This window comes from Citrobacter sp. wls710, assembly GCF_005281115.1.
GTDB lineage: Bacteria > Pseudomonadota > Gammaproteobacteria > Enterobacterales > Enterobacteriaceae > Citrobacter > Citrobacter werkmanii.
Genome location: NZ_SZXD01000033.1, coordinates 16,207 through 41,934 on the forward strand (window position 1 = coordinate 16,207; position 25,728 = coordinate 41,934).

At 55.2% G+C, this 25,728-nt stretch carries 33 protein-coding genes and 1 tRNA gene; 27 read left to right on the plus strand and 7 right to left on the minus strand.

Going from position 1 to position 25,728, the window contains the following annotated elements:
• Nucleotides 1-117: 117 nt before the first annotated feature.
• From FDX14_RS14665 to FDX14_RS14785, 25 genes are all read left to right on the plus strand, one after another.
• On the plus strand, nucleotides 118-972 hold the full coding sequence (locus FDX14_RS14665) for a GPO family capsid scaffolding protein (protein ID WP_052946311.1): 855 nt from the start codon (nucleotides 118-120) through the stop codon (nucleotides 970-972).
• Between the two features lie 76 nt (nucleotides 973-1,048).
• The gene (locus FDX14_RS14670; RefSeq protein WP_137349739.1) at nucleotides 1,049-2,116 is read left to right on the plus strand and encodes a phage major capsid protein, P2 family; all 1,068 of its coding nucleotides are present in this window, start codon (nucleotides 1,049-1,051) and stop codon (nucleotides 2,114-2,116) included.
• Nucleotides 2,117-2,119: 3 nt separating this feature from the next.
• Nucleotides 2,120-2,869 carry a phage terminase small subunit gene (locus tag FDX14_RS14675; protein ID WP_137349740.1) on the plus strand — a complete coding sequence of 250 codons (750 nt, stop codon included), beginning with the start codon at nucleotides 2,120-2,122 and terminating at the stop codon, nucleotides 2,867-2,869.
• 92 nt (nucleotides 2,870-2,961) lie between these two features.
• Nucleotides 2,962-3,468 (plus strand): head completion/stabilization protein, encoded by a 507-nt coding sequence (locus FDX14_RS14680; protein WP_000214253.1) that lies wholly within the window; start codon nucleotides 2,962-2,964, stop codon nucleotides 3,466-3,468.
• The gene (locus FDX14_RS14685; protein ID WP_137349741.1) at nucleotides 3,468-3,671 is read left to right on the plus strand and encodes a tail protein X; all 204 of its coding nucleotides are present in this window, start codon (nucleotides 3,468-3,470) and stop codon (nucleotides 3,669-3,671) included. Before FDX14_RS14680 ends, FDX14_RS14685 begins: the two co-directional genes overlap by 1 nt.
• Before the next feature lie 3 nt (nucleotides 3,672-3,674).
• Nucleotides 3,675-3,971 carry a phage holin family protein gene (locus FDX14_RS14690; RefSeq protein WP_023135264.1) on the plus strand — a complete coding sequence of 99 codons (297 nt, stop codon included), beginning with the start codon at nucleotides 3,675-3,677 and terminating at the stop codon, nucleotides 3,969-3,971.
• Nucleotides 3,958-4,455, plus strand: coding sequence for a glycoside hydrolase family 24 protein (locus tag FDX14_RS14695; protein WP_023135263.1), 498 nt, complete (start codon nucleotides 3,958-3,960; stop codon nucleotides 4,453-4,455). Before FDX14_RS14690 ends, FDX14_RS14695 begins: the two co-directional genes overlap by 14 nt.
• Entirely contained in the window at nucleotides 4,452-4,865 is a 414-nt protein-coding gene (lysB, locus tag FDX14_RS25445; RefSeq protein ID WP_023140004.1) for an Rz-like lysis system protein LysB, read from the plus strand. The genes FDX14_RS14695 and lysB overlap by 4 nt, the downstream gene beginning before the upstream one ends.
• Nucleotides 4,765-5,010, plus strand: a complete 246-nt coding sequence (gene lysC, locus FDX14_RS25305; RefSeq protein WP_231912255.1) for an Rz1-like lysis system protein LysC — start codon at nucleotides 4,765-4,767, stop codon at nucleotides 5,008-5,010. Before lysB ends, lysC begins: the two co-directional genes overlap by 101 nt.
• Nucleotides 4,973-5,440, plus strand: coding sequence for a phage tail protein (locus tag FDX14_RS14710; protein WP_039516547.1), 468 nt, complete (start codon nucleotides 4,973-4,975; stop codon nucleotides 5,438-5,440). The genes lysC and FDX14_RS14710 overlap by 38 nt, the downstream gene beginning before the upstream one ends.
• Nucleotides 5,433-5,882 (plus strand): phage virion morphogenesis protein, encoded by a 450-nt coding sequence (locus FDX14_RS14715; RefSeq protein ID WP_023140001.1) that lies wholly within the window; start codon nucleotides 5,433-5,435, stop codon nucleotides 5,880-5,882. Before FDX14_RS14710 ends, FDX14_RS14715 begins: the two co-directional genes overlap by 8 nt.
• A gap of 68 nt (nucleotides 5,883-5,950) precedes the next feature.
• On the plus strand, nucleotides 5,951-6,592 hold the full coding sequence (locus FDX14_RS14720; protein WP_137349742.1) for a phage baseplate assembly protein V: 642 nt from the start codon (nucleotides 5,951-5,953) through the stop codon (nucleotides 6,590-6,592).
• Nucleotides 6,589-6,936: a GPW/gp25 family protein gene (locus FDX14_RS14725; protein ID WP_137349743.1), complete on the plus strand. Its 348-nt coding sequence runs from the start codon at nucleotides 6,589-6,591 to the stop codon at nucleotides 6,934-6,936. The genes FDX14_RS14720 and FDX14_RS14725 overlap by 4 nt, the downstream gene beginning before the upstream one ends.
• A gap of 6 nt (nucleotides 6,937-6,942) precedes the next feature.
• On the plus strand, nucleotides 6,943-7,851 hold the full coding sequence (locus FDX14_RS14730; protein WP_137349744.1) for a baseplate assembly protein: 909 nt from the start codon (nucleotides 6,943-6,945) through the stop codon (nucleotides 7,849-7,851).
• Nucleotides 7,844-8,377, plus strand: a complete 534-nt coding sequence (locus tag FDX14_RS14735) for a phage tail protein I (protein WP_137349745.1) — start codon at nucleotides 7,844-7,846, stop codon at nucleotides 8,375-8,377. The genes FDX14_RS14730 and FDX14_RS14735 overlap by 8 nt, the downstream gene beginning before the upstream one ends.
• A gap of 6 nt (nucleotides 8,378-8,383) precedes the next feature.
• Nucleotides 8,384-10,231 (plus strand): phage tail-collar fiber domain-containing protein, encoded by a 1,848-nt coding sequence (locus FDX14_RS14740; protein WP_137349746.1) that lies wholly within the window; start codon nucleotides 8,384-8,386, stop codon nucleotides 10,229-10,231.
• A complete protein-coding gene (locus FDX14_RS14745) occupies nucleotides 10,228-10,734 on the plus strand; it encodes a tail fiber assembly protein (protein ID WP_170973595.1) in 507 nt (168 codons plus the stop codon). Before FDX14_RS14740 ends, FDX14_RS14745 begins: the two co-directional genes overlap by 4 nt.
• A gap of 129 nt (nucleotides 10,735-10,863) precedes the next feature.
• Nucleotides 10,864-12,042, plus strand: a complete 1,179-nt coding sequence (locus FDX14_RS14750; protein ID WP_137349748.1) for a phage tail sheath protein — start codon at nucleotides 10,864-10,866, stop codon at nucleotides 12,040-12,042.
• Nucleotides 12,043-12,057: 15 nt separating this feature from the next.
• The gene (locus tag FDX14_RS14755; protein WP_127791653.1) at nucleotides 12,058-12,579 is read left to right on the plus strand and encodes a phage major tail tube protein; all 522 of its coding nucleotides are present in this window, start codon (nucleotides 12,058-12,060) and stop codon (nucleotides 12,577-12,579) included.
• Between the two features lie 61 nt (nucleotides 12,580-12,640).
• On the plus strand, nucleotides 12,641-12,976 hold the full coding sequence (locus FDX14_RS14760; RefSeq protein WP_088168974.1) for a phage tail assembly protein: 336 nt from the start codon (nucleotides 12,641-12,643) through the stop codon (nucleotides 12,974-12,976).
• Between the two features lie 14 nt (nucleotides 12,977-12,990).
• Nucleotides 12,991-13,128: a GpE family phage tail protein gene (locus FDX14_RS14765; protein ID WP_032159022.1), complete on the plus strand. Its 138-nt coding sequence runs from the start codon at nucleotides 12,991-12,993 to the stop codon at nucleotides 13,126-13,128.
• On the plus strand, nucleotides 13,121-15,562 hold the full coding sequence (locus FDX14_RS14770) for a phage tail tape measure protein (RefSeq protein ID WP_137349749.1): 2,442 nt from the start codon (nucleotides 13,121-13,123) through the stop codon (nucleotides 15,560-15,562). The genes FDX14_RS14765 and FDX14_RS14770 overlap by 8 nt, the downstream gene beginning before the upstream one ends.
• A gap of 13 nt (nucleotides 15,563-15,575) precedes the next feature.
• The gene (locus FDX14_RS14775) at nucleotides 15,576-16,061 is read left to right on the plus strand and encodes a phage tail protein (RefSeq protein ID WP_137349750.1); all 486 of its coding nucleotides are present in this window, start codon (nucleotides 15,576-15,578) and stop codon (nucleotides 16,059-16,061) included.
• A complete protein-coding gene (locus FDX14_RS14780; protein ID WP_061873335.1) occupies nucleotides 16,058-17,227 on the plus strand; it encodes a phage late control D family protein in 1,170 nt (389 codons plus the stop codon). Before FDX14_RS14775 ends, FDX14_RS14780 begins: the two co-directional genes overlap by 4 nt.
• 67 nt (nucleotides 17,228-17,294) lie before the next feature.
• Entirely contained in the window at nucleotides 17,295-17,513 is a 219-nt protein-coding gene (locus tag FDX14_RS14785; RefSeq protein ID WP_023135249.1) for a DNA-binding transcriptional regulator, read from the plus strand.
• Between the two features lie 158 nt (nucleotides 17,514-17,671).
• Here the strand turns inward: FDX14_RS14785 and FDX14_RS14790 are convergent.
• A tRNA-Ile gene (locus FDX14_RS14790) sits at nucleotides 17,672-17,747 on the minus strand.
• 124 nt (nucleotides 17,748-17,871) lie between these two features.
• On the opposite strand from FDX14_RS14790, the gene mug reads away from it, so the two are divergent.
• Nucleotides 17,872-18,378, plus strand: coding sequence for a G/U mismatch-specific DNA glycosylase (mug, locus tag FDX14_RS14795; RefSeq protein WP_069324359.1), 507 nt, complete (start codon nucleotides 17,872-17,874; stop codon nucleotides 18,376-18,378).
• Between the two features lie 45 nt (nucleotides 18,379-18,423).
• Here mug and rpoD read toward each other — a convergent pair whose 3' ends face one another.
• The 3 genes from rpoD to rpsU all read right to left on the minus strand — a co-directional run bounded on the left by rpoD (nucleotide 18,424) and on the right by rpsU (nucleotide 22,632).
• Nucleotides 18,424-20,268: an RNA polymerase sigma factor RpoD gene (gene rpoD / locus FDX14_RS14800; protein ID WP_038634001.1), complete on the minus strand. Its 1,845-nt coding sequence runs from the start codon at nucleotides 20,266-20,268 to the stop codon at nucleotides 18,424-18,426.
• A gap of 164 nt (nucleotides 20,269-20,432) precedes the next feature.
• Nucleotides 20,433-22,178 carry a DNA primase gene (dnaG, locus tag FDX14_RS14805; protein ID WP_038633998.1) on the minus strand — a complete coding sequence of 582 codons (1,746 nt, stop codon included), beginning with the start codon at nucleotides 22,176-22,178 and terminating at the stop codon, nucleotides 20,433-20,435.
• 238 nt (nucleotides 22,179-22,416) lie between these two features.
• The gene (gene rpsU, locus FDX14_RS14810) at nucleotides 22,417-22,632 is read right to left on the minus strand and encodes a 30S ribosomal protein S21 (RefSeq protein ID WP_001144069.1); all 216 of its coding nucleotides are present in this window, start codon (nucleotides 22,630-22,632) and stop codon (nucleotides 22,417-22,419) included.
• A 236-nt stretch (nucleotides 22,633-22,868) separates the two neighbouring features.
• On the opposite strand from rpsU, the gene tsaD reads away from it, so the two are divergent.
• Nucleotides 22,869-23,882: a tRNA (adenosine(37)-N6)-threonylcarbamoyltransferase complex transferase subunit TsaD gene (gene tsaD, locus FDX14_RS14815; protein ID WP_042311072.1), complete on the plus strand. Its 1,014-nt coding sequence runs from the start codon at nucleotides 22,869-22,871 to the stop codon at nucleotides 23,880-23,882.
• 87 nt (nucleotides 23,883-23,969) lie between these two features.
• Here the strand turns inward: tsaD and ureG are convergent, their stop codons facing one another.
• The 3 genes from ureG to ureE are packed head-to-tail and all read right to left on the minus strand — an operon-like array spanning nucleotide 23,970 to nucleotide 25,726.
• A complete protein-coding gene (gene ureG, locus FDX14_RS14820; protein WP_038633986.1) occupies nucleotides 23,970-24,587 on the minus strand; it encodes an urease accessory protein UreG in 618 nt (205 codons plus the stop codon).
• Nucleotides 24,588-24,596: 9 nt separating this feature from the next.
• Complete coding sequence (locus FDX14_RS14825; protein ID WP_137349751.1) at nucleotides 24,597-25,268, minus strand: urease accessory protein UreF; 672 nt, start codon at nucleotides 25,266-25,268, stop codon at nucleotides 24,597-24,599.
• Nucleotides 25,268-25,726 carry an urease accessory protein UreE gene (ureE, locus tag FDX14_RS14830; protein WP_042311069.1) on the minus strand — a complete coding sequence of 153 codons (459 nt, stop codon included), beginning with the start codon at nucleotides 25,724-25,726 and terminating at the stop codon, nucleotides 25,268-25,270. The genes FDX14_RS14825 and ureE overlap by 1 nt, the downstream gene beginning before the upstream one ends.
• Nucleotides 25,727-25,728: the final 2 nt, after the last annotated feature.

Here is a 25,728-nt window from a genome sequence, read left to right on the forward strand (position 1 = left end):
AGTGATTCGCTAAGGTGCTGTTGTGTGGGCGATTGTCCAGCCGTCGTTAGTGGTCTGGTGTGCCCTGAGTCTGGAAACTGGCGTTGACCAGTAACCCTAACCTCAGGACTCCTCACAATGGCAAAAAAAGTCTCAAAATTCTTTCGCATCGGCGTCGAGGGTGATACCTGCGACGGGCGCATTATCAGCGCCAGTGATATTCAGGAAATGGCCGACACGTTTGACCCGCGCGTCTACGGTTGCCGCATCAATCTTGAGCACATCAAAAGCGTGTTTCCTGATAGCCCGTTCAAACGCTATGGCGATGTGGTCGAACTGAAAGCGGAGAAAATCGAAGATGACTCCGCGCTTAACGGAAAGCTGGCACTGTTCGCAAAAATCAGCCCATCCGACGATTTAGTCGCAATGAATAAGGCACTCCAGAAGGTTTATACCTCAATGGAAATTGCGCCGAATTTCAGCAACAGCGGCAAATGCTATCTCGTTGGTCTGGCTGTGACCGATGACCCGGCAAGCCTCGGCACCGAATACCTCGAATTCTGTCGCAATGCAAAACACAACCCGCTTAACCGCTTTAAAGCTAATCCTGAAAACCTGATTTCAGCGGCAACGCTTGCGGAGCTTGAGTTTGAAGACCAGCCGGAAACGGTATTTACCGCCCTGACTGACAAGGTGAAAGCCATTTTCAGCCGTAAACAGGTCAGCGACGATGCGCGCATGAATGATGTGCATGAAGCGGTGACCGCCGTCAGCGAGCATGTGCAGACCAACCTCACTGCGCAGGATAAGCGTATTTCCGATATGGAAACCGCGCTTGCCACCTTCAAACAGGAACTGACCGGCAAGGTTGAAGAAACCAGCCAGGCATTTTCCGCCCTGAAAACCACCCTCGATAAAACCGAAAGTTTCAGCCAGCCGCGACGCACGAAAGCCAGCGGCGGTGGTGGCGATGAGCTGCTGACCGACTGCTGATAAACCGCAGACCCGAAACCGGGCGGCAACCCCGCCCGATGCAGTGACTAACCGATAAATTCAAACAGGAAATACTATGCGCCCGGAAACCCGTTTTAAGTTCAATGCCTATCTGACCCGCGTCGCTGAGCTGAACGGCATCAGCACTGATGACGTCAGTAAAAAATTCACCGTCGAGCCGTCCGTCACGCAAACGCTGATGAACAAAGTGCAGGAATCATCCGCGTTTCTGCAGACGATTAATATCCTGCCGGTCGCAGAAATGAAGGGGGAGAAAATCGGCGTCGGTGTGACCGGTACTATCGCCAGCACGACCGACACCTCAGGCGATGATGAGCGTAAGACCGCAGACTTCACCGCGCTTGAGTCCAACAAGTACGAGTGCGACCAGATTAATTTTGACTTCCATCTGAAATATAAAACCCTCGACCTGTGGGCGCGTTTTCAGGACTTCCAGCGCCGCATCCGCGACGCCATTGTCAAGCGTCAGGCGCTCGATTTCATCATGGCCGGTTTTAACGGTACCGCCCGCGCCGCCACCTCTGACCGCACCAAAAATCCGATGCTGCAGGATGTGGCCGTCGGCTGGCTGCAGAAATACCGCAATGAAGCCCCGACGCGCGTGATGAGCAACATCACTGACGCTGACGGTAAGGTCGTTTCAGCAGTGATTCGCGTCGGTCGAAATGGCGACTATGAGAACCTCGACGCGCTGGTGATGGATGCGACCAACAACCTGATTGACGAGGTTTATCAGGATGACCCGAAACTCGTTGCCATCGTTGGCCGTAAGCTGCTGGCCGACAAATATTTCCCGCTGGTGAACAAGCCGCAGGAAAACAGCGAGGCGCTCGCGGTAGATATCATCATCAGCCAGAAGCGAATCGGCAACCTGCCCGCTGTGCGCGTGCCGTACTTCCCGGCGAATGCCGTGTTAGTGACCACGCTGGAAAACCTCTCTATCTATTTCATGGATGAGAGCCACCGCCGCAGCATTGATGAAAACCCGAAAAAAGACCGCGTTGAAAACTACGAGTCGATGAATATCGACTACGTGGTCGAGGCGTATGCCGCCGGGTGCCTGCTGGAAAACATCACCCTGGGCGATTTCACCGCACCTGCAGCACCGGAAAGCGGAGCCTAAACCATGACGAGCCCCGCACAGCGTCACATGATGCGGGTCTCGGCCTCTCAAGCCGCGCAGCGGGAGCAAGCCCCGCTGCGCCATGCAACCGCCTATGAGCAGATGCTGGTTAAGCTGGCCGATGACCGCCGCACGTTAAAAAACATCCGTTCAAACGAACGTAAAGCCGAGAAAAAGCGCGAGCTGCTGCCGTTCTATGCGCCGTGGGTCGCTGGTGTGCTGGCTGATGGTCGTGGTGCGCAGGATGACATTGTCATGACCGTCATGCTGTGGCGTCTCGATGCTGGTGATATCGCTGGCGCGCTGGAAATTGCCCCCTACGCGCTGAAATACGGCCTCACCTCTGACCATCGCCGCACAACACCTTACATGCTGGTTGAGGAAGTGGCGCTTGCCGCGCAGCGTCTGCGCGATGCCGGTGAGTCTGTCGACCTTTCCTGGCTGCAGACCACTATCGACCTGACCGATGGTGCTGACGTTCCCGATATGGTGCGCGCCCGTCTGCATAAGGTGACAGGCCTGACCCTGCGTGATGCCGGTATGAATGCCGAGGCGCTGGCGCAGTTTCAGCGCGCGATGCAGCTCGACCGCAATGCCGGTGTGCGCAAGGAGATTGAGCGACTGGAACGGGCATTGAAGCCAAAGCCAGAGGCCGCACCCCGTAAAACGACTAAACCGCGCACGCGCCAACCTGCCGCCAGACCGGCAGCAAAGCGCGGGCGTCCACCAAAGGCGGCAAAAACCGCCGGTTAACTAAACGCTCCCCGAGCCGGGCGGCACGCCGGTCAAAGCAGGCAAAGACCTGACGGCGACCGGCGTCCACCGCCCAACCTGATGAGGTTGTCATGACGACAGTGATTCTGAACCAGCCCGACGAACCGCAGGACGTACCGGGCGTGGTGATTCCCGCACCGGAGACGGGCGGTGCAGTGATTAAAAACACGTTCTTTTTCCCTGATGTGGATCCGAAGCGCGTGCGCGAACTGATGCGCCTTGAGCAGACGGTTTCCGATGCGCGCCTGCGCAATGCCATCAAGACCGGCATGGCAGAGACCAATGCGGAGCTTTACGACTACCGGCTGCGCCAGACTGCCGCCGGGTTTAAGCAACTGGCCGACGTGCCTGCCGAGGAAATCGACGGCGAGAATGTGCGTGTTTTCCACTACCTGAGCGCCGTGACGGCGATGGCAACCGCCACCCTGTATGAGCGCTATCGCGGCGTTGAGGCCACCGGCAAGGGTGACAAAAAAGCCGACAGTGTGGAAACCACCATTGATGACCTGTGGCGGGATATGCGCTGGTCGGTTGCGCGCCTGCAGGACAAGCCGCGTTGCATTGTGGGTCAGCTCTGATGAAAGTCCGGGCAATGCAGGGAGACACCCTCGATGCGATTTGCGCCCGGCATTACGGACGCACTGAGGGTGTGGTCGAGGGGGTGCTGCAGGCCAATCCGGGTCTGTCTGAGCTGGGTGTCATTCTGCCGCATGGTACGGAGATTGACCTGCCCGACGTGCCGTCTTCACCAGTAACTAACACTATCAATCTTTGGGAGTAAACCATGACAGAAGGGGAAAAAGGCGTCCTGTCACTGTTTGTGATTGGCGTGATGATTGTTGTCGGGAAAGTGCTGGCAGGTGGTGAGCCCATCACCCCGCGCCTGTTTGTCGGACGCATGCTGCTCGGCGGTTTCGTTTCGATGGTCGCCGGTGTTGTTCTGGTGCAGTTTCCTGATATGTCACTGCCTGCCGTGTGCGGGATTGGATCCATGCTCGGCATTGCCGGTTATCAGGTGGTGGAAATCGCCATACAGCGCCGCTTTAAGTCACAGAAAGGGGAAGACGATGCCGGTCATTAATACTCACCAGAATATCGCCGCCTTTCTGGACATGCTGGCGTATTCCGAAGGAACAGCGAACCATCCGCTGACGAAAAACCGTGGCTATGACGTCATTGTCACCGGCCTTGATGGTAAGCCAGAGATTTTCACCGATTACAGCGACCACCCTTTCGCACATGGCCGACCACCGAAAGTGTTTAATCGCCGTGGCGAGAAATCCACGGCATCGGGGCGTTACCAGCAGCTTTATCTGTTCTGGCCGCACTATAAAAAACAGCTCTCACTGCCTGATTTCAGCCCACTGTCGCAGGACAAGCTCGCGATCCAGTTAATCCGGGAGCGTGGCGCTATTGATGATATCCGGGCGGGGCGTATTGAGCGTGCTGTTTCCCGTTGTCGCAATATCTGGGCGTCATTACCGGGTGCCGGTTACGGCCAGCGCGAGCATAGCCTCGAAAAACTGGTCACTGTCTGGCGCACGGCTGGCGGGGTGGTGGCATGAAAGTCCTGATAACGCTGCTTGTGCTGGCCGTGCTCGGGCTGCTGTGGTTGCGTCATGAGAACGGCAATTTATCCCGCTCCTTTGAGACGGCAAACCGTGTCGCGAGCGAGCAAAAGACGACGATTGGCATGCTGAAAAATCAGCTCAGTGTTGCCGGTCAGCTCGCCCGACGTAATGAATCCGCGCAGGTGGCACTGCGCGAACAGCTCGCAAAGGCAAGCGCAGAAGCCAGCCGCCGTGAGCAGACGATAACGAGGTTACTTAATGAAAATGAAGCCTTTCGCCGCTGGTATAACGCTGCTCTGCCTGATGTTGTGCGTCGGCTGCACACCCGCCCCGCCTGCGCCAGCGCCGGTGATTGTGGTCAACGGATGCCCGAAGGTGAGCCTTTGCCCGATGCCGGGAAGTGACCCGAAAACAAATGGTGACCTGAGCGCGGATATTCGCCGTCTTGAGGGCGCGCTGACTGCCTGTGCGCTGCAGGTCAAAACCGTCAAACACTGTCAGGATGAACTCGATGCAGAAGCACAAAAGCCTGCGCAAAGCGCTGATTAACGCAGTGCCGCAGCTCCGAAATAACCCCGATATGCTGCGCCTGTTTGCCGACAACGGCCATACCGATTCCCGACTGGCGAGCTCGCTGTCGTTTGAAAAGGTGTACGTGCTTAACGTGGTGGTGACTGACTTCACCGGCGACCTCGATTTGATATTCGTCCCGGTGCAGGCGTGGCTGCGTGAACATCAGCCGGACATTATGACCACCGACGACGGGCGGGAAAAAGGATTCACCTGGATGATTGATATCAATAACGACGATTCGCTCGATATCAGTATCAGCCTGAGACTCACTGAGCGCACGCTCGTCAGAGAGGTCGACGGCGCGCTGCATGTCAGCTATGCCCCTGAGCCGCCGCTGCCTGAGCCGGTGACGCGCCCGGTCGAGCTGTACGTTAACGGCGAACTGGTGAGTAAGTGGGATGAGTGAGTTAACCGCGTTGCAGGAACGTCTTGCCGGTCTGATTGCCAGCCTGTCACCGGCGGCGCGTCGTCAAATGGCGGCTGAGATTGCGAAAAAGCTGCGCGCCAGTCAGCAACAACGCATTAAGCGGCAGCAGGCACCCGACGGCACCCCGTATGCGGCGCGAAAGCGCCAGCCGGTGCGGAGCAAAAAAGGCCGCATTAAACGCGAGATGTTCGCCAGACTGCGCACTAACCGCTTTATGAAAGCCAAAGGCAGCGACAGTGCGGCGGTGGTGGAATTTACCGGCAAAGTGCAGCGCATGGCGCGGGTGCATCAGTATGGCCTCAAAGACCGGCCAAACCGCAACAGCCGGGAGGTGCAGTACGAGGCGCGCCCGCTACTCGGTTTCACTCGCGACGATGAGCAGATGATTGAAGACGTCATTCTCAGTCACCTCGGCAAATAAATATTGTGTGAGCCATCACCGGAGCCGCGCGAATTGGCGCGGCTCCAGACCAGAGGCATTCTTGCACTATGAATACGTTATCCACTCTACAGGAACTCGCGCGCGCAATTCGCAACCTCATCCGCTCAGGTGTGGTGACTGAGGTCGATACTGTGCAAGGGCTGTGCCGCGTACAAAGCGGCGGGATCCAGACTACATGGCTGAACTGGCTGACTACCCGCGCCGGTCGTTCGCGTACATGGTGGGCTCCCTCGGTCGGTGAGCAGGTACTGCTGCTGGCGATTGGTGGTGAGCTTGATACCGCTTTCGTGCTGCCGGGGATTTTTTCCGACGATAACCCCGCCCCGTCAGCCTCAGCGGATGCGTGGCATGTGGTGTTCCCTGATGGCGCGGTTATTGAGTATGAGCCGGAAAGCGGCGCACTGACGGTCAGCGGCATCAAGACTGCCGATGTGACGGCATCGGAGTCCATCACCGCCACCGTGCCGGTGGTGCTGGTCAAAGCGGCAGAGCGTATCACCCTCGACACCCCGGAGGTGGTCTGCACCAACAAACTGACGACGGCGACGCTTGAGGTGCAGAAAGGCGGCACCATGCGTGGAAACATCGAACATACCGATGGCACGTTGAAATCAAACGGTGTGCAGGTTGATGACCACGGTCACGGCGGCGTGCAACGGGGCGGGAGCTGGACGGAGGGCATCAGATGACAGCTCGCTATATGGGGATGAACCGAAATACCGGCCTCGCTATCAGTGACAGTGAGCATATCGGCCAGAGCATGCGCGACATTCTGCTGACGCCGGTCGGCTCGCGGGTTATGCGTCGTGAATATGGCTCGCTCCTGTCTGCGTTGATTGATATGCCGCAAACCCCGGCGCTAAGGCTGCAAATCATGGTGGCGTGCTATGCCGCGATCCAGAAGTGGGAGCCACGCATCAGGCTTACATCCATCAGCTTTGAGACCGGCGACGCTGGCGAAATGTATGTCGATATTACCGGGATGCGTACCGATACCGGTGCGTCAGTTTCAACCACTGTTTCACTGAGTTAAATCACTATGGCAACTGTTGACCTGAGCCTGCTACCTGTTCCCGATGTGGTTGAGGAACTGGACTATGAAACTATCCTTGCGGAGCGCATTGTAACGCTGATTTCGCTCTATCCAGAAGACCAGCAGGAAGCCGTAGCCCGGACGCTCGCGCTTGAGTCTGAGCCGGTTGTTAAGCTGCTGCAGGAAAACGCCTACCGTGAGGTTATCTGGCGTCAGCGTGTCAATGAGGCTGCTCGCGCAGTCATGCTGGCTTATGCCATAGACAGTGACCTCGATAATATCGGGGCGAATTTCAATGTTGAGCGCCTTGTCGTCACACCTGCTGATGACACCACCATTCCACCCACCCCGGCAGAAATGGAACTCGACGCCGATTATCGTCTGCGTATACAGCAGGCTTTCGAAGGAATGAGCGTGGCGGGCTCTACGGGTGCCTATGAATTTCATGGCCGTAGTGCTGACGGGCGTGTCGCTGATATTTCGGTTATCAGCCCTTCCCCCGCCTGCGTCACGATATCTGTGCTCTCGCGCGAGAACAACGGCGCGGCATCTGATGAGCTACTGAGCATTGTGCGCAATGCGCTTAATGGGGAGGACGTGAGGCCGGTTGCTGACCGTGTAACGGTGCAGTCGGCTCTGATTGTTGATTACCAGATACGCGCAACGATTTTCACTTATCCGGGGCCGGAAAGTGAACCGATTCGCGCAGCGGCTGAGGCGAGGCTCAAAGCCTATGCCAGCGCTCAACACCGGTTAGGGCGGGATATTCGCCTGTCGGCCATCTATGCCGCGTTACATGTTGAGGGGGTGCAGCGTGTCGAACTTACGGCGCCAGTGGCTGACATTGTGCTTGATAAAACACAGGCCTCCTTTTGCACCGACTATCGGATAGTGATTGGTGGCTCTGATGAGTGATGCGCGTCTGTTACCTGCAGGCTCATCGCCTCTTGAGGTGGCTGCTGCCCGAGCCTGCGCCGATATTGAAAATACACCTGTTCCGTTACGCCGTCTGTGGAGCCCTGACACCTGTCCTGCAAACCTTTTGCCGTGGCTGGCGTGGGCGTTTTCCGTTGACCGCTGGGATGAGAACTGGCCGGAAGAAACCAAGCGTGACGTTATTCGCAGTGCGTATTACATCCACTGCCACAAAGGGACGATAGGCGCAGTCCGGCGTGTGGTTGAGCCGCTCGGTTACGTCATTAACGTTACTGAGTGGTGGGAAAATGACGACCCGGCGGGCACTTTTCGTCTTGATATCGGTGTACTCGAAAGCGGCATCACCGAAGAAATGTATTTAGAAATGGAACGGTTAATTGCGGATGCAAAACCCGCCAGTCGTTACCTGATTGGTCTGAATATTATCCAGGACATAGCGGGCTATATGTACACCGGCGGTGTGGCATATGACGGCGACATTATTACGGTTTACCCGGATGAGTGAGGAATAATGAGCAAAAAATTTAAAACAATTATTACCACTGCCGGTGCTGAGAAACTGGCGGCAGCAACTGTGCCGGGTGGTAAAAAAGTGAACCTTACAGCGATGGCTGTCGGTGATGGTGGCGGCACGCTGCCGGAGCCAGACGCCGGTCAGACGAAGCTCATTAATGAGGTCTGGCGTCATGCGCTGAATAAAGTCAGCAAGGACAATAAAAATAAAAACTACATCGTGGCAGAGCTGGTCATCCCTCCTGATGAGGGAGGCTTCTGGATGCGCGAGCTGGGTCTGTATGATGATGCAGGCACGCTGATTGCCGTTGCCAATATGGCCGAAAGTTACAAGCCGAAGCTGGCCGAGGGCTCGGGGCGTGCTCAGACCTGTCGCATGGTGATTATTGTCAGCAGCGTCGACTCGGTGGCGTTGTCCATTGATGCAACAACGGTGATGGCAACGCAGGATTATGTCGACGATAAGCTCGCCGAGCATGAACAGTCCCGCAGGCATCCTGACGCCACGCTGAAAGAAAAAGGTTTTGTGCAACTCAGCAACGCCACCGACAGCACGTCTGAGGCGCTCGCTGCAACGCCGAAGGCGGTTAAGGCGGCGTATGACCTTGCCAGTGGTAAATATACGGCTCAGGACGCGACCACAGCGCAGAAAGGTATCGTTAAACTCAGCAGCGCGACCGACAGCACGTCTGAGGCGCTCGCAGCAACGCCGAAAGCGGTTAAGGCGGCGTATGACCTTGCCAGTGGTAAATATACGGCTCAGGACGCGACCACGGCGCAGAAAGGTATTGTTAAACTCAGCAGCGCTACCGACAGTGAGTCCGAGTTGCTTGCCGCCACCCCAAAGGCAGTAAAAGCCGCGAATGATAATGCGAATGGACGTGTGCCGTCAGTGCGAAAAGTAAACGAAAAGGCGCTTGCCGGTGATATCTACATCACCTCGCAGGATATTTTTAACGGGCAGGCTATCAGAATTGACGATGGTCAAAATCTGAATGATTTAAAAACAGCTGGCCTGTACTTTCAGGGGATGAATGTTAATGCAAGCTCAGCACTAAACTACCCGGAGAATAATGCAGGGGCACTCATTGTGCTGAGAAGCGCCGGTATTACGCAGATTTATTATGTATATAACAGCTCACGAATCTGGTCACGCAGCCAATACAGTAACGGGGGATGGACGCCGTGGGCGCGCGAATACAATACACAAAATAAGCCCAGTGCGGCTGATGTCGGTGCACTCCCAATCTCTGGAGGCACGTTAAACGGCCCGCTGGGAGTTGGAACGGCGAACGGCCTCGGCGGTAACTCAATAGTTTTAGGTGACAGTGATACAGGATTCAAGCAGGAAGGCGATGGAATCCTGAATGTCTACGCGAACTCAGCGCTTGTTATGCGGTTTATTAGCAGCCTCATTGAAAGCCTGAAACCGTTAAAAGTTAACGGTAATTGCATAGCAACCGGCGAATTGCAGGCTGCGAATGGCGGGGTAAGAATTGCGGCTAATGGAAACATTTATGGAACGAACTGGGGTGGTTGGCTTGACGCCTGGTTGAGCACTAATTACCAGCCCAAAGGCAGTTACACACCTGCGGGTCAGGCTTACACAAAAGCAGAGTCTGATGCGCGTTACGTGCAGGATATCAGGCTGGGCGCTCAGGTATTAGTATCGGGGTCAGGAAATGGTGGTAAAGCTTCTCTGACGGCTCCGTCTGGTCATATGTTAACTGCAATTCTTGACGGTGATACTAGTCGATGGCCTATGCCTGACAGCCCGGACCAGGCTTATGCTCGGCCGATTCAGAAATTAGTTAACGGGAAATGGATTACAGTGGTGCAATTATGAAACATTTCAAAAATTTTAAATTATATGAACCAGACGATAAGGAATTACCCACAGCACTGTATTTACGTGATGAAAACGGAAACGACTGGTATTCGGTTATTGATAGTTTTTCACCCGATACGTTTAAAATTTCGTATCGTGATGATGGCGTCATTACTGTCTGCGAGCTGGATGCTACGGGGATATTTCCGGTCAACCTTTCGGTTGTTGAAATAGCTCCTGCAGATGTTCCGGCTGAATTAATTCCAGATGAAAGCTGGTTTTATAAAGACGGTAAATTGCAGCAAATTCGCGACTATCTGGCGGACGCTGAAACGGAACGTAACAGTCGTATGGCTGATGCGACAGCGCGTATTGACTGGCTGGAGGATGCACAAAAGGATGGCGATATTACTGCTGAGGAAGCGGCAGAGCTTGCAGAATTACGAGCTTATCGTACTGCGTTACGTCGTCTGGATCTGAGCGCTGCCACGAAAATCAACTGGCCTGACGCACCGGTATGAAAGAAGCGGGCTAAAACCCGCTTTCTTTTTACCCTGCTGTTGTATCACCCCTTACCCAACGCCGACAAATAGCCCACCGTTACGGCACAACAGAAAATACGCTCACCCCTTAACCACGGAGTTAACCGGATGAGTGATTTTCACCACGGCGTACAGGTGCTTGAAATTAACGACGGCACTCGCGTCATTTCCACTGTTTCGACCGCTATCATCGGCATGGTCTGCACGGCAAGTGATGCAGATGAAAAGCTATTTCCCCTCAATGAGCCCGTACTGATTACCAATGTGCAGAGCGCCATTGCGAAAGCCGGTAAAAAAGGCACGCTGGCAGCCTCTCTGCAGGCCATCGCCGACCAGGCTAAACCTGTCACTATTGTTGTGCGCGTTGCCGAAGGTACCGGAGACGATGCAGAAGCGCAGACCGTTACCAACATCATCGGCGGCACGGATGAGAACGGAAAATACACCGGCATTAAAGCGCTGTTGACTGCCGAAGCGGTTACCGGCGTTAAGCCGCGCATTCTCGGCGTGCCGGGTCTCGATACGCAGGAGGTGGCGGTCGCACTTGCGTCAGCCGCTATCAAACTGCGCGCATTTTGCTATGTCAGCGCGTGGGGCTGTAAAACCATTTCCGAGGCGATGGCCTATCGCGAGAATTTCAGCCAGCGCGAACTGATGGTCATCTGGCCTGACTTCCTCGCATGGGATACCACTGCGAACGCCACCACCACGGCATACGCCACCGCCCGCGCACTCGGTCTGCGTGCCTACATCGACCAGACTATCGGCTGGCACAAAACGCTGTCTAACGTTGGCGTGCAAGGCGTCACCGGCATCAGCGCCTCAGTCTTTTGGGATTTGCAGGCATCCGGCACCGATGCTGACCTGCTCAACGAGGCCGGAGTCACCACGCTGGTGCGCAAGGATGGTTTCCGTTTTTGGGGGAACCGCACCTGCTCTGATGACCCGCTTTTCCTGTTTGAGAACTACACCCGCACCGCGCAGGTGCTGGCCGACACAATGGCTGAGGCGCACATGTGGGCAGTCGATAAGCCCATCACCGCATCGCTCATCCGTGACATTGTCGACGGCATTAACGCCAAATTCCGCGAGCTGAAATCTAACGGCTACATCGTGGACGGTGAATGCTGGTTCGATGAGGAATCGAACGACAAGGAAACCCTCAAGGCCGGGAAACTGTATATCGACTACGACTATACACCGGTTCCCCCACTGGAAAGCCTGACCCTGCGCCAGCGCATCACCGATAAATATCTGGTGAATCTGGCCGAATCGGTCAACAGCTAAGGAGCCTGAAACAACATGGCACTACCCCGCAAACTTAAATATCTGAACATGTTCAATGACGGCCTTAGCTATATGGGCGTTGTTGAATCCGTGACGCTGCCGAAGCTGACCCGCAAGCTCGAAAACTATCGCGGTGGCGGTATGAATGGCGCAGCAGCGATTGACCTCGGCCTCGACGATGATGCACTTACCGTCGAATGGTCTGTCGGTGGCCTGCCTGACGTGGCGCTGTGGGCGCAGTATGCCGCGCCGGGTGCTGATGCCGTGCCGCTGCGTTTTGCTGGCTCTTACCAGCGTGACGACACTGGCGAAATCGTTGCGGTCGAGGTGGTCATGCGTGGCCGTCATAAAGAAATCGACGGCGGCGAAAATAAGCAGGGTGAAAACACCTCGACCAAACTGTCGACCGTTTGCACCTATTACCGCCTCACGATTGATGGTAGCGACATTATCGAAATCGACACCGTCAACATGGTCGAGAAGGTGAACGGCATTGACCGTCTGGAACAGCACCGCCGCGCAATCGGGCTGTTGTAATTCCCTGACCGGTCAGCACTGCTGGCCGGTTATTACCCCCATTCAGAGCAGAGAAAAAATCATGGCAAAAGCACCACGCAAAACCCCTGAATTTGTTGATACGGCTGGCAATGAAATTGACACCGTAAACCCGAATATCGTGACTCTCGACAAGCCGATTAAGCGCGCCGGTCAGACGATTGAAAAGGTCACCCTGATTGAACCGAACGCAGGCACCCTGCGCGGCGTCAGTCTGGCGGCGGTGGCGCAGTCCGAGGTCGATGCGCTGATTAAGGTACTGCCCCGAATGACCTACCCGGCACTCACCACGCAGGAACTTACCGCAATGAACCTGCCAGATATGCTGTCGCTGGCCGCTAAGGTGATTGGTTTTTTGTCACCGGCTTCGGCGGAGTAGATTTCCCGCCCGGCCTGTCGACCGATGACCTGATGGCGGATATCGCAGTGATATTCCACTGGCCGCCATCAGAGCTCTATTCCCTGAGCCTGACCGAGCTCATCACATGGCGCGAAAAGGCGCTGCAGCGTAGCGGAAACCACAATGAGTAATAACCTGAGGCTTGAGGTATTGCTGAAAGCGGTCGACCAGGCGACCCGACCGCTTAAATCTATCCAGACCGCGAGTAAAACCCTGTCGGGTGATATTCGTACCACACAAAAAGGGCTGCGTGACCTGAACGGTCAGGCGTCGAAAATCGACGGTTTTCGTAAGGCAAGCGCGCAACTGGCCGTAACCGGTCAGGCGCTTGACAAGGCGAAGCGCGAAGCCGGTGAGCTGGCTGTGCAGTTTAAAAACACCGCCAGTCCGACCCGCGCGCAGGCGCAGGCACTCGAAGCGGCAAAGCGTGCCGCTTCTGAGCTGCAGACGAAATACAACAGCCTGAGAACGTCGGTACAGCGTCAGCGCTCCGAGCTGATGCAGGCCGGTATTAATACCCGCACCCTGTCTGCCGATGAGCGTCGTCTTAAAACGTCCATCAGCGAAACAACTGCGCAGCTTAACCGCCAGCGCGAGGCACTGGCGCGCGTCAGTGCGCAGCAGGCGAAATTAAGCCGCGTGAAAGAGCGATATAAATCAGGCAAGGAGCTTGCCGGTAACATGGCTGCAGCAGGTGCTGCCGGGGTCGGTATTGCGACAGCGGGAACGATGGCCGGGGTTAAATTGCTGATGCCCGGTTATGACTTTGCGCAGAAAAATTCCGAGCTGCAGGCTGTGCTCGGGGTCGATAAGCAATCGCCAGAAATGGAGGCGTTACGCAAACAGGCTCGCCAGCTCGGCGACAATACTGCAGCCTCTGCAGATGACGCAGCGAGCGCGCAAATCATCATTGCGAAAAGCGGCGGTGACGCTGCTGCTATTCAGGCGGCGACGCCGGTCACACTGAATATGGCACTGTCAAACCGGCGCTCGATGGAGGAAAACGCAGCGCTGCTGACCGGGATGAAATCAGCATTTCAGCTTTCAAACGACAAGATTGCGCACATTGGCGACGTTCTCTCGATGACGATGAACAAAACCGCTGCCGATTTTGACGGACTGAGCGACGCGTTGACCTATGCCGCGCCGGTGGCAAAAAATGCCGGGGTGAGCATCGAACAAACCGCCGCAATGGTCGGTGCGCTGCACGACGCCAAAATCACCGGGTCAATGGCGGGCACGGGTAGCCGCGCCATTCTCAGCCGCCTGCAGGCTCCCACCGGAAAAGCGTTTGAGGCCATTAAGGAGCTCGGCGTCAAAACGTCCGACAGCAAGGGGAACACGCGCCCGATATTCTCCATCCTGAAAGAAATGCAGCGCAGCTTTGAGAAAAACAACCTCGGGACAAGCCAGCGCGGCGAGTACATGAAAACCATTTTCGGCGAAGAGGCCAGTTCGGCGGCGGCGGTACTGATGGAAGCAGCCTCAAGCGGAAAACTTGACCGGCTCACCGCAGCGTTTAAAGCCTCGGACGGTAAAACCGAGGAACTGGTTAAGGTCATGCAGGATAACCTCGGCGGCGACTTTAAAGAGTTCCAGTCTGCTTATGAGGCAGTCGGTACCGACCTGTTTGACCAGCAAGAGGGCTCACTGCGTAAACTCACCCAAACCACTACGCAATACGTGTTAAAGCTCGACGGCTGGATCCAGAAGAACAAAGGGCTGGCGACAACCATCGGCATCATCGCCGGTGGCGCACTGGCTCTGATTGGTATCATCGGCGGTATTGGTCTCGTTGCGTGGCCGGTTGTTATGGGGATTAACGCCATTATCGCTGCTGCTGGCGTGCTGGGTACGGTATTTACTGTCACCGGTAGTGCCATTGTGACCGCACTCGGCGCGATTACCTGGCCGATTGTCGCAGTGGGGGCGGCGATTGTGGCTGGGGCGCTGCTCATCCGTAAATATTGGGAGCCCATCAGCGCATTTTTCTCGGGGGTGATTGAGGGTGTCATGAGCGCCTTTGCCCCTGTCGGGGAAATGTTCGCACCACTGGCACCCATTTTTGACGGTCTCGGTGAGAAACTGCGCGGCGTCTGGCAGTGGTTTAAAGACCTGATAGCACCGGTCAAGGCCACGCAGGAAACGCTCGATAGCTGCAAAAATGTCGGCGTCATATTTGGTCAGGCGCTGGCCTCTGCTTTGATGGCTCCGCTCAATGTATTTAACAAGTTGCGCAGCGGTGTCGACTGGCTTCTCGAAAAGCTCGGTATCATCAACAAAGAGTCAGACAGCCTCGACCAGACTGCCGCCAAAACCAACGCGGCCACGCAGAGTAATTCTTATATCCCGGCAACCAGCACATATGGCGGTTATCAGGCTTATCAGCCAGTGACCGCACCGGCGGGACGTTCTTACATCGACCAGAGCAAAAGTGAGTACAACATCACTTTACCGGGTGGTGTTGCGCCCGGGCATCAGCTTGACCGACAGCTACGCGACACACTCGAACAGATCGAGCGTGAGAAGCGTGCACGGCAGCGCGCCAGTATGAGCCATGACTGAGGGGTAATAAATAATGATGCTTGCACTAGGAATGTTTGTGTTTGAACGCCGCACCCTGCCTTATCAGTCGATGCAACACTCGAAGGATTACCGCTGGGTGTCTAATGACAGGGTTGGTAAACCTCCCGCTTATCAGTTTCTCGGTGAGGGGGAGACCTCAATTCAGCTTGCCGGTAAGCTTTATCCTGCCATTACTGGTGGCCGTATATCACTGAGGGCTGTTGAACTGATGGCCGACGAGGGCAGAGCGTGGCCGCTGATTGAGGGTACCGGCAATATTCTCGGGATGTATATCGTCGATAAAGTCTCGACCACACACACTGAATTTTTCAGTGATGGCGCTGCCAGAAAGATTGATTTCACGCTTTCACTGAAACGGGTCGACGAATCACTGGCGGCGATGTTTGGTGACCTGAATAAACAGGCCAACGAGCTGCTTGGCACAGCCGGTAAGCTGACCGATAAGCTACAGGGTATGCTCGGAGGGCTGACTGCATGATGACGGGCATGACCATTGATGCCGGGGCAAGCCTTGCCCCGGCATTTATGCTGACGCTGAACAGCCAGGACATTACCAGCAATTTTAGTGACAGGCTGATTTCTCTCACCATGACAGATAACCGGGGTTTTGAAGCTGACCAGCTCGACATTGAGCTCGACGATACTGACGGCAAAGTCGAGTTACCCCTGCGCGGGGCGGTGCTGACACTGTGGCTTGGCTGGCAGGGTTCGGCACTTCTGAATAAGGGCGATTTCACGGTTGATGAGATTGAGCACCGGGGCGCGCCTGATACGCTGACCATTCGTGCGCGTAGCGCAGATTTTCGCGGAACGCTCAATTCACGGCGTGAGGAGTCATGGCACGACACCACTCTCGGTGAGCTGGTCAGTGCTATCGCGAAACGCAATAAACTGACGGCCAGCGTCGCGGATTCGCTGAAAAAAATCCCGGTACCGCATATCGACCAGTCGCAGGAATCCGACGCAGTATTTCTGACCAGACTGGCTGAGCGGAACGGGGCGACAGTATCAGTGAAAGCGGGGAAACTGCTGTTTCTGAAAGCCGGTAGTGCAGTGACGGCCAGCGGCAAACCAGTCCCACAAATGACACTGACCCGCAGTGATGGTGACCGCCATCAGTTTGCTATTGCCGACCGTGGGGCTTATACCGGCGTAACGGCAAAATGGCTGCACACCAAAGACCCGAAGCCGCAAAAGCAGAAGGTCACGCTGAAACGTAAACCAAAAGAGAAGCACCTGCGCGCACTGGAACACCCGAAAGCAAAGCCAGTCAGCAAAAAGACAAAAGCCAAAAAAGAGCAGGAAGCGCGCGAGGGTGAGTATATGGCTGGTGAGGCCGATAACGTGCTGGCGCTGACGACGGTCTACGCTTCAAAGGCTCAGGCGATGCGTGCCGCTCAGGCAAAGTGGGATAAGTTGCAACGAGGTGTTGCGGAATTTTCAATTACGCTGGCGCTTGGTAGGGCTGATTTGTTCCCTGAGACACCGGTGCGCGTGTCGGGCTTTAAGCGCGTCATAGACGAGCAGGCATGGTTAATCAGTAAGGTAACTCACAATCTGAATAATAATGGATTCACGACGGGATTAGAGCTTGAGGTTAAGCTCTCCGATGTGGAGTACAGTGCTGAACAGGATGATGAGTAAAATGTATTCACAAAAAGTGAATTGATGTTTATCATTGGTTCACGAATTGAGAATAACGGGGTGGGTTATGTTTCATTGTCCAAAGTGTCATCATGCCGCACATGCACGAACAAGTCGCTATCTAACAGAGAATACAAAAGAGCGTTACCACCAATGCCAGAACATCAACTGTAGTTGTACGTTTATGACAATGGAAACGATAGAACGCTTTATTGTTACTCCGGGAGCTATCGACCCGGCACCGCCGCACCCGACTGTCGGTGGTCAGCGGCCATTGTGGCTCTGACAAATTTTCGTTTAATGCCCGCCATGCGCGGGTTTTTTATGCGCTCAGGAAAGTGGCGGTAAAAAAAATCCACCGCCATTTCATCGCCACTAGAAAACCAGATAACAAAAAAGCCACTCGCTTGAGTGGCTTAATTATATGATTTTAAAGCTAAAATTTGGTGGCCCCTGCTGGACTTGAACCAGCGACCAAGCGATTATGAGTCGCCTGCTCTAACCACTGAGCTAAGGGGCCGTGGCGGTGGATTATAAAGTAACTCCGCGTCGCAATCCAGCCATAAGCGTACGGATGCTGATTTTATAAACAATGTATTTTCAGTCCGTTATACTGTTACTCTGATGTATTGTTCGGAGTAATTATGGTTAAGGACATACTGGCACCAGGGCTGCGGGTGGTGTTTTGCGGCATCAATCCGGGGCTATCTTCCGCAGGTACGGGGTTCCCCTTTGCGCATCCCGCCAATCGCTTCTGGAAGGTCATCCATCAGGCGGGATTTACCGATCGCCAACTCAAACCTGAAGAGGCGCAACACCTGCTGGACTTCCGCTGTGGCGTGACCAAGTTTGTCGACAGACCGACGGTGCAGGCTAATGAAGTGAAGCTACAGGAGATGCGTAGCGGTGGCCGTAAGCTTATTGAAAAGATTGATGACTATCAGCCCGCCGCGCTGGCGATCCTTGGCAAGCAGGCGTTCGAGCAAGGCTTCAGTCAGCGCGGAGCGCAGTGGGGAAAGCAGACGCTGACCATTGGCGCGACGCAGATTTGGGTATTGCCAAATCCCAGCGGATTGAGCCGGATTACACTGGATAAGCTGGTGGAGGCGTATCGCGAGTTGGATGACGCGCTGGTCATGCGCGGGATGTAAATAAAAACGCCACCTTGCGGTGGCGTTTGAACTTATACGGCGAGATTAATCGTCCAGGAAGCTACGCAACACTTCAGAACGGCTCGGGTGGCGCAGTTTACGCAGCGCCTTCGCTTCGATCTGACGGATACGTTCGCGGGTAACGTCGAACTGTTTACCCACTTCTTCCAGCGTGTGGTCGGTGTTCATATCGATACCGAAACGCATACGCAGCACTTTCGCTTCACGGGCGGTCAGGCCAGCCAGCACGTCGTGCGTTGCGGCACGCAGGCTCTCGGTAGTGGCAGAGTCCAGCGGCAGCTCGAGGGTGGTATCCTCGATGAAATCACCCAGATGCGAATCTTCATCGTCGCCGATCGGCGTTTCCATGGAGATAGGCTCTTTGGCGATCTTCAGCACTTTACGGATCTTGTCTTCCGGCATCAGCATGCGTTCGGCCAGCTCTTCCGGCGTCGGCTCGCGGCCCATCTCTTGCAGCATCTGACGGGAGATACGGTTGAGCTTGTTGATGGTCTCAATCATATGCACCGGGATACGGATGGTGCGCGCCTGATCCGCGATAGAGCGGGTAATTGCCTGACGGATCCACCAGGTTGCGTAGGTGGAGAACTTGTAACCACGACGGTATTCAAACTTATCAACCGCTTTCATCAGACCGATGTTGCCTTCCTGAATCAGATCAAGGAACTGCAGACCACGGTTGGTGTATTTCTTGGCGATAGAGATAACCAGACGTAAGTTCGCTTCAACCATCTCTTTTTTCGCACGACGGGCTTTCGCTTCACCGATGGACATACGACGGTTGATGTCTTTAACCTGCTCAATGGTCAGGCCGGTTTCTTCTTCAATCTGCTGCAGTTTCTGCAGACCGCGGTGAACGTCATCTGCCACGTCGTGCAGTTTTTCAGACCACGGTTTGTTCATCGCGATGGCCGCGTTGAACCACGTTTCGCTGGTTTCATTGCCAGTGAACAGGGTGATGAAGTTTTTCTTCGGCATTTTGCACTGCTCAACGCAGAGCTTCATGATCAGACGTTCCTGAGTACGCACGCGGTCCATCATGACGCGCATGCTGTTTACCAGGTAGTCGAACTGTTTCGGCACCAGGCGGAACTGTTTGAACACTTCAGACAGCTTCTGAATTTCTTCCTGCGCGGCAGCATGGCTGCGGCCTTTGGCCTTGATCGTGTCGCGGGTGATTTCGTACTGGGTACGAAGTTCAGCGAATTTTTCACGCGCTAATTCAGGGTCGATGCTGTTGTCGTCATCGCTGCTGTCGTCGTCATCTTCTTCATCTTCGTCTTCATCTTCATCCATCTCTTCTTGAGAGAGTTCAGAACCGACGTGGGTCGCCGTTGGCGCCATGTCTTCTTCCGCGTTCGGATCGACAAAGCCGGTGATGAGATCGGACAGACGCGCTTCTTCAGCTTCTACGCGATCGTATTGCTCAAGCAGGTAGGTGATGGCTTCCGGGTATTCGGCTACGGAGCATTGAACCTGGTTAATCCCGTCTTCGATGCGCTTAGCGATGTCGATTTCGCCTTCACGGGTTAACAGTTCAACGGTACCCATTTCACGCATGTACATGCGGACCGGGTCAGTTGTACGGCCGATTTCGGACTCAACGCTGGACAGAACCTGGGCAGCCGCTTCTTCCGCGTCTTCATCGGTGCTGTTGGAGGTTTCAGCAAGCAGCAGATCATCGGCATCAGGTGCTTCTTCCATCACCTGAATACCCATGTCATTGATCATTTGGATGATGTCTTCGATTTGATCTGAATCGACGATATCTTCCGGCAGATGGTCATTGACCTCGGCATAGGTCAGATAGCCTTGCTCCTTACCACGTTGGACAAGAAGCTTCAGCTGTGACTGCGGGTTTTGCTCCATAAGACGGTATCCACACTTAATTCGTTTGATTGGTGTTGGGCGGTAAAACCGCCAACGGCAAAACGAGGGCATACTTATATTTTGCCGCTGCCTCTCCGTGCGGCTGTCGGGGGCTTCCCGATCGATATTCGGCAGTTAAGCCGTTAAATACTTTTGTCTTTCAGCTATTTCTTGGCCAGTTCCTGGTTCAGCGTCCAGAGTTCCCGGCGTTCTTCGCTGCTTAAACCGTGTGTGCGCTCACGAGCTATCAACTCTTCCTGGCGCAGTTCAAGCATCGAATCAAACATATGGTTGAGTGAGTCGGTGAAGGTTTTTTCTGCGATATCTTTATCTGCTATATCGTCCCACATCGACAGTTTTTCAAGGGTTGCAGCATCATTTGTGCCACGATAGTGCTCTAACAGTTGGCCGGTGGTCAGGCCTGGCTGAGCCAGACAAGTGTTGACCAGTTCTCTGAATAAGCCAAGTCCAGGCAGTTTATTACTGTCCAGTGCGCCTAACGGCGGAACCAGCGGAGCAAGGTCCGGATTCTGCACCAGCAACCCTATAAGTATACGCATGGTCGTACGTTTTAGCTGTGGAACAGGGCGGGAAGCGCCATTTTCTGCCAGTTTTGGCATTAAACGTTCAAGCTGACTGTCATCCAGAATGCCGAGCTTGTTTCCCAACTCCTGTCGCAGGTAAATGCGCAACGTTTCGCCCGGCACCTGAGTGATCAGCGGCAGCGCCAGCGTGCTGAGCTGTGCGCGTCCGTCCGGGGTACTCAAATCCACCTGTGGCAACAGGCTATTAAATAAAAACGCGGAGAGCGGCAACGCCTGCTCCATCCGGGCTTCGAAGGCCTCTTTCCCTTCTTTACGCACTAACGTATCGGGGTCTTCGCCATCAGGTAAAAACATAAAGCGTAGCTGGCGGCCGTCTGTCATATAGGGCAGTGCGGTTTCCAGCGCGCGCCATGCTGCATCGCGTCCGGCGCGGTCGCCGTCGTAGCAGCAAATCACGTTGTTCGTCGCGCGAAACAACAGCTGGATGTGATCGGCGGTGGTTGACGTCCCAAGGGATGCCACGGCGTAGTTAATGCCGTATTGCGCCAGCGCTACCACATCCATATAGCCTTCCACCACTAACAGGCGCTGCGGATCGGCGTTATCCTGCTGGGCTTCATAAAGGCCATACAGCTGGCGACCTTTATGGAAAATATCGGTTTCCGGGGAGTTCAGATACTTCGGCAGGGCATCGCCCAGCACGCGTCCACCAAAACCAATGACCCGACCACGTTTGTCGCGGATGGGGAACATCACCCGTTCGCGAAAGCGATCGTAACTGCGTCCCTGATCGTTGGTGACCAACATCCCCGCATCGACCAACGATTTGCGATTCTCAGCATTGCCGCCAAACCGTTTCAGGACGTTGTCCCAGCCGGGGGGCGCAAAACCAATAGCAAAACGGGTGATAACGTCGCTACTTAATCCTCGCTTTTCCAGGTACTGGCGCGCAGGGGTAGCGGCGGGCTGCATCAAAGACTGTTGATAAAAAGTGTTCAGGCCGTCCATCAATTGATAAAGGCTTTGCCGTTGATGGCGCTCTATCTGACTGGGGCCACTGCCTGCTTCATAGGGCACTTCAAGGTTGTGCATTGCGGCCAGTTCTTCGACGGTTTCCACAAACTCGAGCTTGTCGTAGTTCATGAGAAAGTCGACGGCGTTGCCATGCGCGCCACACCCAAAGCAGTGATAAAACTGTTTTTCACCGTTTACGGTGAAAGAGGGGGTTTTTTCGTTATGGAACGGACAGCACGCGTGATAATTTTTGCCCTGCTTTTTCAGCTTTACCCGCGCGTCGATGAGATCGACGATGTCGGTTCTTGCCAGCAGGTCATTAATAAAAACGCGAGGAATTCGTCCAGCCATAAGCCCCTGTTTTTTGATGACTCATATACACAAAATCATTCAGGATGCATCAAGGCGGCAAGGAAGCGAATCCTCAGGAGCGTACAGCAAGTACGTGACTGGGGTGAGCGACTGCAGCCAACACTGAGGCAGCTTGAATGATGACGTGTATAAACGAAAATAAGCCGCGCATTCCTTCCGGAAGCACGGCCTTACAACTACAACTCAGTCTGAATTGAGAGCCTTAGCTCTCAATGGATTAGTACAGACGAGTACGGCGTGCGTTTTCGCGAGCCAGTTTCTTCGCGTGACGTTTCACAGCAGAAGCTTTAGCGCGCTTACGTTCGGTAGTCGGTTTTTCATAGAACTCACGACGACGAACTTCCGCCAGAACACCTGCTTTTTCGCATGAACGCTTGAAGCGACGCAGTGCTACGTCGAACGGCTCGTTTTCACGTACTTTAATTACCGGCATGTAACTCTCACCTTTAATAAATTCGGTTTGCCGCTGGCATCAACGCCAGCTTATTTCAAAATGGTGCGGAATTTTACTGCAATTGCTGCTGCTTTGTAAAGCACCCACGCGATTTTGAAAGGGACTTTTATAAGGACAAGGAGTATACACGAGGCATGCGCCTGGGGCGAACAAAGTTTTACATCAACCCGCATTGGTCCTACACTGCGCGGTAATAGAGCGAGGTAAAACAAGTCATGCGTGTACTGGGTATTGAAACATCCTGCGATGAAACCGGCATCGCCATTTACGACGATGAAAAAGGTCTTTTAGCCAACCAATTGTATAGTCAGGTGAAATTACACGCTGACTACGGCGGCGTAGTGCCAGAACTGGCCTCGCGCGATCACGTACGTAAAACCGTACCGTTGATTCAGGCCGCGCTGAAAGAAGCGGGACTCACGGCGAAAGAGATCGATGCGGTGGCGTACACCGCAGGTCCGGGTCTGGTTGGCGCGCTGCTGGTCGGTGCAACCGTAGGACGTTCACTGGCGTTCGCCTGGGACGTGCCGGCAATTCCTGTGCACCATATGGAAGGGCATTTGCTGGCGCCGATGCTGGAAGAGAATCCTCCTGCTTTTCCGTTCGTCGCGCTGCTGGTTTCCGGCGGGCACACGCAATTGATCAGCGTCACCGGTATCGGTCAGTATGAATTACTGGGCGAATCGATTGATGATGCGGCAGGTGAAGCGTTCGACAAAACCGCCAAGCTGCTGGGGCTGGATTATCCTGGCGGCCCAATGCTGTCTAAGCTGGCGTCACAGGGTGTGGAAAAACGCTTTGTCTTCCCGCGTCCGATGACCGACCGTCCGGGACTGGATTTCAGCTTCTCCGGCCTGAAAACCTTCGCCGCGAATACGATTCGTAATAACGAAAATGACGATCAGACGCGTGCAGATATTGCCCGAGCGTTTGAAGATGCGGTGGTTGATACGCTGATGATCAAGTGCAAACGCGCGCTGGATCACACCGGTTTTAAACGTCTGGTGATGGCGGGGGGCGTGAGCGCTAACCGCACGCTGCGCGCGAAGCTTGCCGAAATGATGCAAAAACGCCGCGGCGAAGTGTTCTATGCACGCCCGGAATTTTGTACCGACAACGGGGCGATGATCGCCTACGCGGGTATGGTGCGTTTTAAAGCGGGCGCAACGGCGGATCTTGGCGTGACCGTACGTCCACGCTGGCCGCTGGCGGAATTACCGGCGGCGTGAGTTTTTTGCCCGGTGGTGGCTTTACTTACCGGGCCAACAAAACCGTAGGCCGGGTCAGGCGAAGCCGCCTCCCGGCGATAAACCACGCTACACCCGCAACATTCCTTTCTCTTCCAGAAACGCAATAATCGTCGCCAGACCGTCGCCCGCCTTCAGGTTAGTAAACGTCCACGGACGCTCGCCGCGCATGCGCAGGGTATCGCGTTCCATCACCTCCAGCGAAGCGCCCACGTAAGGGGCCAGATCGGTTTTGTTGATCACCAGAAAATCGGATTTGGTGATCCCTGGCCCGCCTTTACGCGGGATCTTCTCGCCTTCGGCAACGTCGATCACATAGATCGTCAGATCTGCTAATTCAGGGCTAAAGGTGGCGCTCAGGTTATCGCCGCCGCTTTCCACAAAAATCAGATCCAGGTTGCCGAATTTCTCACTCAGCGCTTCTACCGCGGCCAGATTCATCGACGCATCTTCGCGGATGGCGGTATGCGGACAGCCGCCAGTTTCCACACCAACGATTCTGTCCGGTTCCAGTGCGCCAGCCTCGGTGAGAATGCGCTGATCTTCTTTGGTGTAGATATCGTTAGTCACGACCGCCAGTTGATAGCTGCTGCGCATGGCTTTGCATAACGCTTCCAGCAGCGCCGTTTTGCCGGAGCCAACCGGGCCGCCAACGCCCACGCGCAGGGGATGCTTGTAATCACTCATTTTTTCTCCTCAGGAACGGAATAAGCGGGAATATTGGGTTTCATGCCGGGCAGACGCGATGGCGGCTAACGGCGTTGCGGATCCGAGGCTGGCGTCAGGACACGCCAGCGCTTGTGCCAGACCTTGCGCATAACGATCGCCAAGCGAAATAATCAATCGCTGAGCCGCCTGCTGGCCAAAGGGAACCAGTTTGACGCCTGCCATCACGGCGCTCTCAATCCAGCTGTAGCCGAGGCTTAACGCCAGATTCGTCAGGGGGATTTTCCAGCGTACGCCCAGCCAGGCCATACCGCACAGCTGGCTATCGGCAAAGAGCGTGCGCCATTCCCGGGAACAGTCTGGTTCCCAGTCGGTGACCAGCCGCGTAAAGGCGAGGCCCCGGCTGCGTTCTTCATCCCGCAGTTCGCGGGTTTCCCGGCAGGCCAGCAGGTAAGCGGTCCAGCGGCGCGCGGCGGCGAGATCGTCCTGCTCACAGGCGCGATACAATCTCGCCAGCAGCGGTAGGTCAACGGTAAAAAAGTTGTGCTCCATCTGCTGGATTTGCCAGTCAGAGAAGTCATCGACGCTTTTCACCCAGCCGATTTCTACCGCCCACTCCAGCCCCTGAGACCAGGTAAACGATCCTACCGGGAGACTGCTGCTGGCGAGCTGCATCAGGCGCAGCTGTTGGGTGCTATGCATCAGTGTGCATGGCCGTGATGATGCCCGTGTGACTCGCTCGCATAGGCACCCGCTTCCGGCTCAAACGGCAACTGGGCAAACGCCACCTCGAGGTTGAACTGGCGCAGCATATCGTCCAGCACATGATCGTGGTGGTAGCGCAGCTCATCGGGCAGGATCTGCAACGGTACGTGGCGATTACCAAGGTGGTAACAGGCTTTGGCGAGCAGGAAAGGGTCGGCGCAGCGCACGACGGAAACCGACTCCGGCGCGGCGATCACTTCGATCACCTCGCGGCCATCGTCGGTAGTCAGCAGATCGCCGCCGCGTAACAGTAAACCGCGCGGTAGCATTAAGCCGGCTTCGCGGCCATCGCTCAGCGCCACTCTGGCGCGGCTTTTTACTCGAACATCAATGGGTAGCGTGACGCTTGCGGTGACGCGGTGGGCGTGGTCAAGGCGTTGGGTCAGGTAGATCATCC

What these genes read in the sequence shown, in the direction of transcription:
- FDX14_RS14665 (WP_052946311.1), top strand. Translation starts at nt 118, where the DNA reads ATGGCAAAAAAAGTCTCAAAATTCTTTCGCATCGGCGTCGAGGGTGAT.
- dnaG (WP_038633998.1), bottom strand. Translation starts at nt 22,178, where the DNA reads ATGGCTGGACGAATTCCTCGCGTTTTTATTAATGACCTGCTGGCAAGA.
- FDX14_RS14745 (WP_170973595.1), top strand. Translation starts at nt 10,228, where the DNA reads ATGAAACATTTCAAAAATTTTAAATTATATGAACCAGACGATAAGGAA.
- FDX14_RS14785 (WP_023135249.1), top strand. Translation starts at nt 17,295, where the DNA reads ATGTTTCATTGTCCAAAGTGTCATCATGCCGCACATGCACGAACAAGT.
- lysB (WP_023140004.1), top strand. Translation starts at nt 4,452, where the DNA reads ATGAAAGTCCTGATAACGCTGCTTGTGCTGGCCGTGCTCGGGCTGCTG.
- rpsU (WP_001144069.1), bottom strand. Translation starts at nt 22,632, where the DNA reads ATGCCGGTAATTAAAGTACGTGAAAACGAGCCGTTCGACGTAGCACTG.
- ureG (WP_038633986.1), bottom strand. Translation starts at nt 24,587, where the DNA reads ATGAGTGATTACAAGCATCCCCTGCGCGTGGGCGTTGGCGGCCCGGTT.
- FDX14_RS14730 (WP_137349744.1), top strand. Translation starts at nt 6,943, where the DNA reads ATGGCAACTGTTGACCTGAGCCTGCTACCTGTTCCCGATGTGGTTGAG.
- FDX14_RS14760 (WP_088168974.1), top strand. Translation starts at nt 12,641, where the DNA reads ATGGCAAAAGCACCACGCAAAACCCCTGAATTTGTTGATACGGCTGGC.
- FDX14_RS14680 (WP_000214253.1), top strand. Translation starts at nt 2,962, where the DNA reads ATGACGACAGTGATTCTGAACCAGCCCGACGAACCGCAGGACGTACCG.
- FDX14_RS14740 (WP_137349746.1), top strand. Translation starts at nt 8,384, where the DNA reads ATGAGCAAAAAATTTAAAACAATTATTACCACTGCCGGTGCTGAGAAA.
- FDX14_RS14780 (WP_061873335.1), top strand. Translation starts at nt 16,058, where the DNA reads ATGATGACGGGCATGACCATTGATGCCGGGGCAAGCCTTGCCCCGGCA.
- FDX14_RS14770 (WP_137349749.1), top strand. Translation starts at nt 13,121, where the DNA reads ATGAGTAATAACCTGAGGCTTGAGGTATTGCTGAAAGCGGTCGACCAG.
- FDX14_RS14685 (WP_137349741.1), top strand. Translation starts at nt 3,468, where the DNA reads ATGAAAGTCCGGGCAATGCAGGGAGACACCCTCGATGCGATTTGCGCC.
- lysC (WP_231912255.1), top strand. Translation starts at nt 4,765, where the DNA reads ATGTTGTGCGTCGGCTGCACACCCGCCCCGCCTGCGCCAGCGCCGGTG.
- mug (WP_069324359.1), top strand. Translation starts at nt 17,872, where the DNA reads ATGGTTAAGGACATACTGGCACCAGGGCTGCGGGTGGTGTTTTGCGGC.
- tsaD (WP_042311072.1), top strand. Translation starts at nt 22,869, where the DNA reads ATGCGTGTACTGGGTATTGAAACATCCTGCGATGAAACCGGCATCGCC.
- FDX14_RS14825 (WP_137349751.1), bottom strand. Translation starts at nt 25,268, where the DNA reads ATGCATAGCACCCAACAGCTGCGCCTGATGCAGCTCGCCAGCAGCAGT.
- FDX14_RS14775 (WP_137349750.1), top strand. Translation starts at nt 15,576, where the DNA reads ATGATGCTTGCACTAGGAATGTTTGTGTTTGAACGCCGCACCCTGCCT.
- FDX14_RS14675 (WP_137349740.1), top strand. Translation starts at nt 2,120, where the DNA reads ATGACGAGCCCCGCACAGCGTCACATGATGCGGGTCTCGGCCTCTCAA.
- FDX14_RS14715 (WP_023140001.1), top strand. Translation starts at nt 5,433, where the DNA reads ATGAGTGAGTTAACCGCGTTGCAGGAACGTCTTGCCGGTCTGATTGCC.
- ureE (WP_042311069.1), bottom strand. Translation starts at nt 25,726, where the DNA reads ATGATCTACCTGACCCAACGCCTTGACCACGCCCACCGCGTCACCGCA.
- FDX14_RS14710 (WP_039516547.1), top strand. Translation starts at nt 4,973, where the DNA reads ATGCAGAAGCACAAAAGCCTGCGCAAAGCGCTGATTAACGCAGTGCCG.
- FDX14_RS14690 (WP_023135264.1), top strand. Translation starts at nt 3,675, where the DNA reads ATGACAGAAGGGGAAAAAGGCGTCCTGTCACTGTTTGTGATTGGCGTG.
- FDX14_RS14725 (WP_137349743.1), top strand. Translation starts at nt 6,589, where the DNA reads ATGACAGCTCGCTATATGGGGATGAACCGAAATACCGGCCTCGCTATC.
- FDX14_RS14755 (WP_127791653.1), top strand. Translation starts at nt 12,058, where the DNA reads ATGGCACTACCCCGCAAACTTAAATATCTGAACATGTTCAATGACGGC.
- rpoD (WP_038634001.1), bottom strand. Translation starts at nt 20,268, where the DNA reads ATGGAGCAAAACCCGCAGTCACAGCTGAAGCTTCTTGTCCAACGTGGT.
- FDX14_RS14720 (WP_137349742.1), top strand. Translation starts at nt 5,951, where the DNA reads ATGAATACGTTATCCACTCTACAGGAACTCGCGCGCGCAATTCGCAAC.
- FDX14_RS14750 (WP_137349748.1), top strand. Translation starts at nt 10,864, where the DNA reads ATGAGTGATTTTCACCACGGCGTACAGGTGCTTGAAATTAACGACGGC.
- FDX14_RS14670 (WP_137349739.1), top strand. Translation starts at nt 1,049, where the DNA reads ATGCGCCCGGAAACCCGTTTTAAGTTCAATGCCTATCTGACCCGCGTC.
- FDX14_RS14695 (WP_023135263.1), top strand. Translation starts at nt 3,958, where the DNA reads ATGCCGGTCATTAATACTCACCAGAATATCGCCGCCTTTCTGGACATG.
- FDX14_RS14735 (WP_137349745.1), top strand. Translation starts at nt 7,844, where the DNA reads ATGAGTGATGCGCGTCTGTTACCTGCAGGCTCATCGCCTCTTGAGGTG.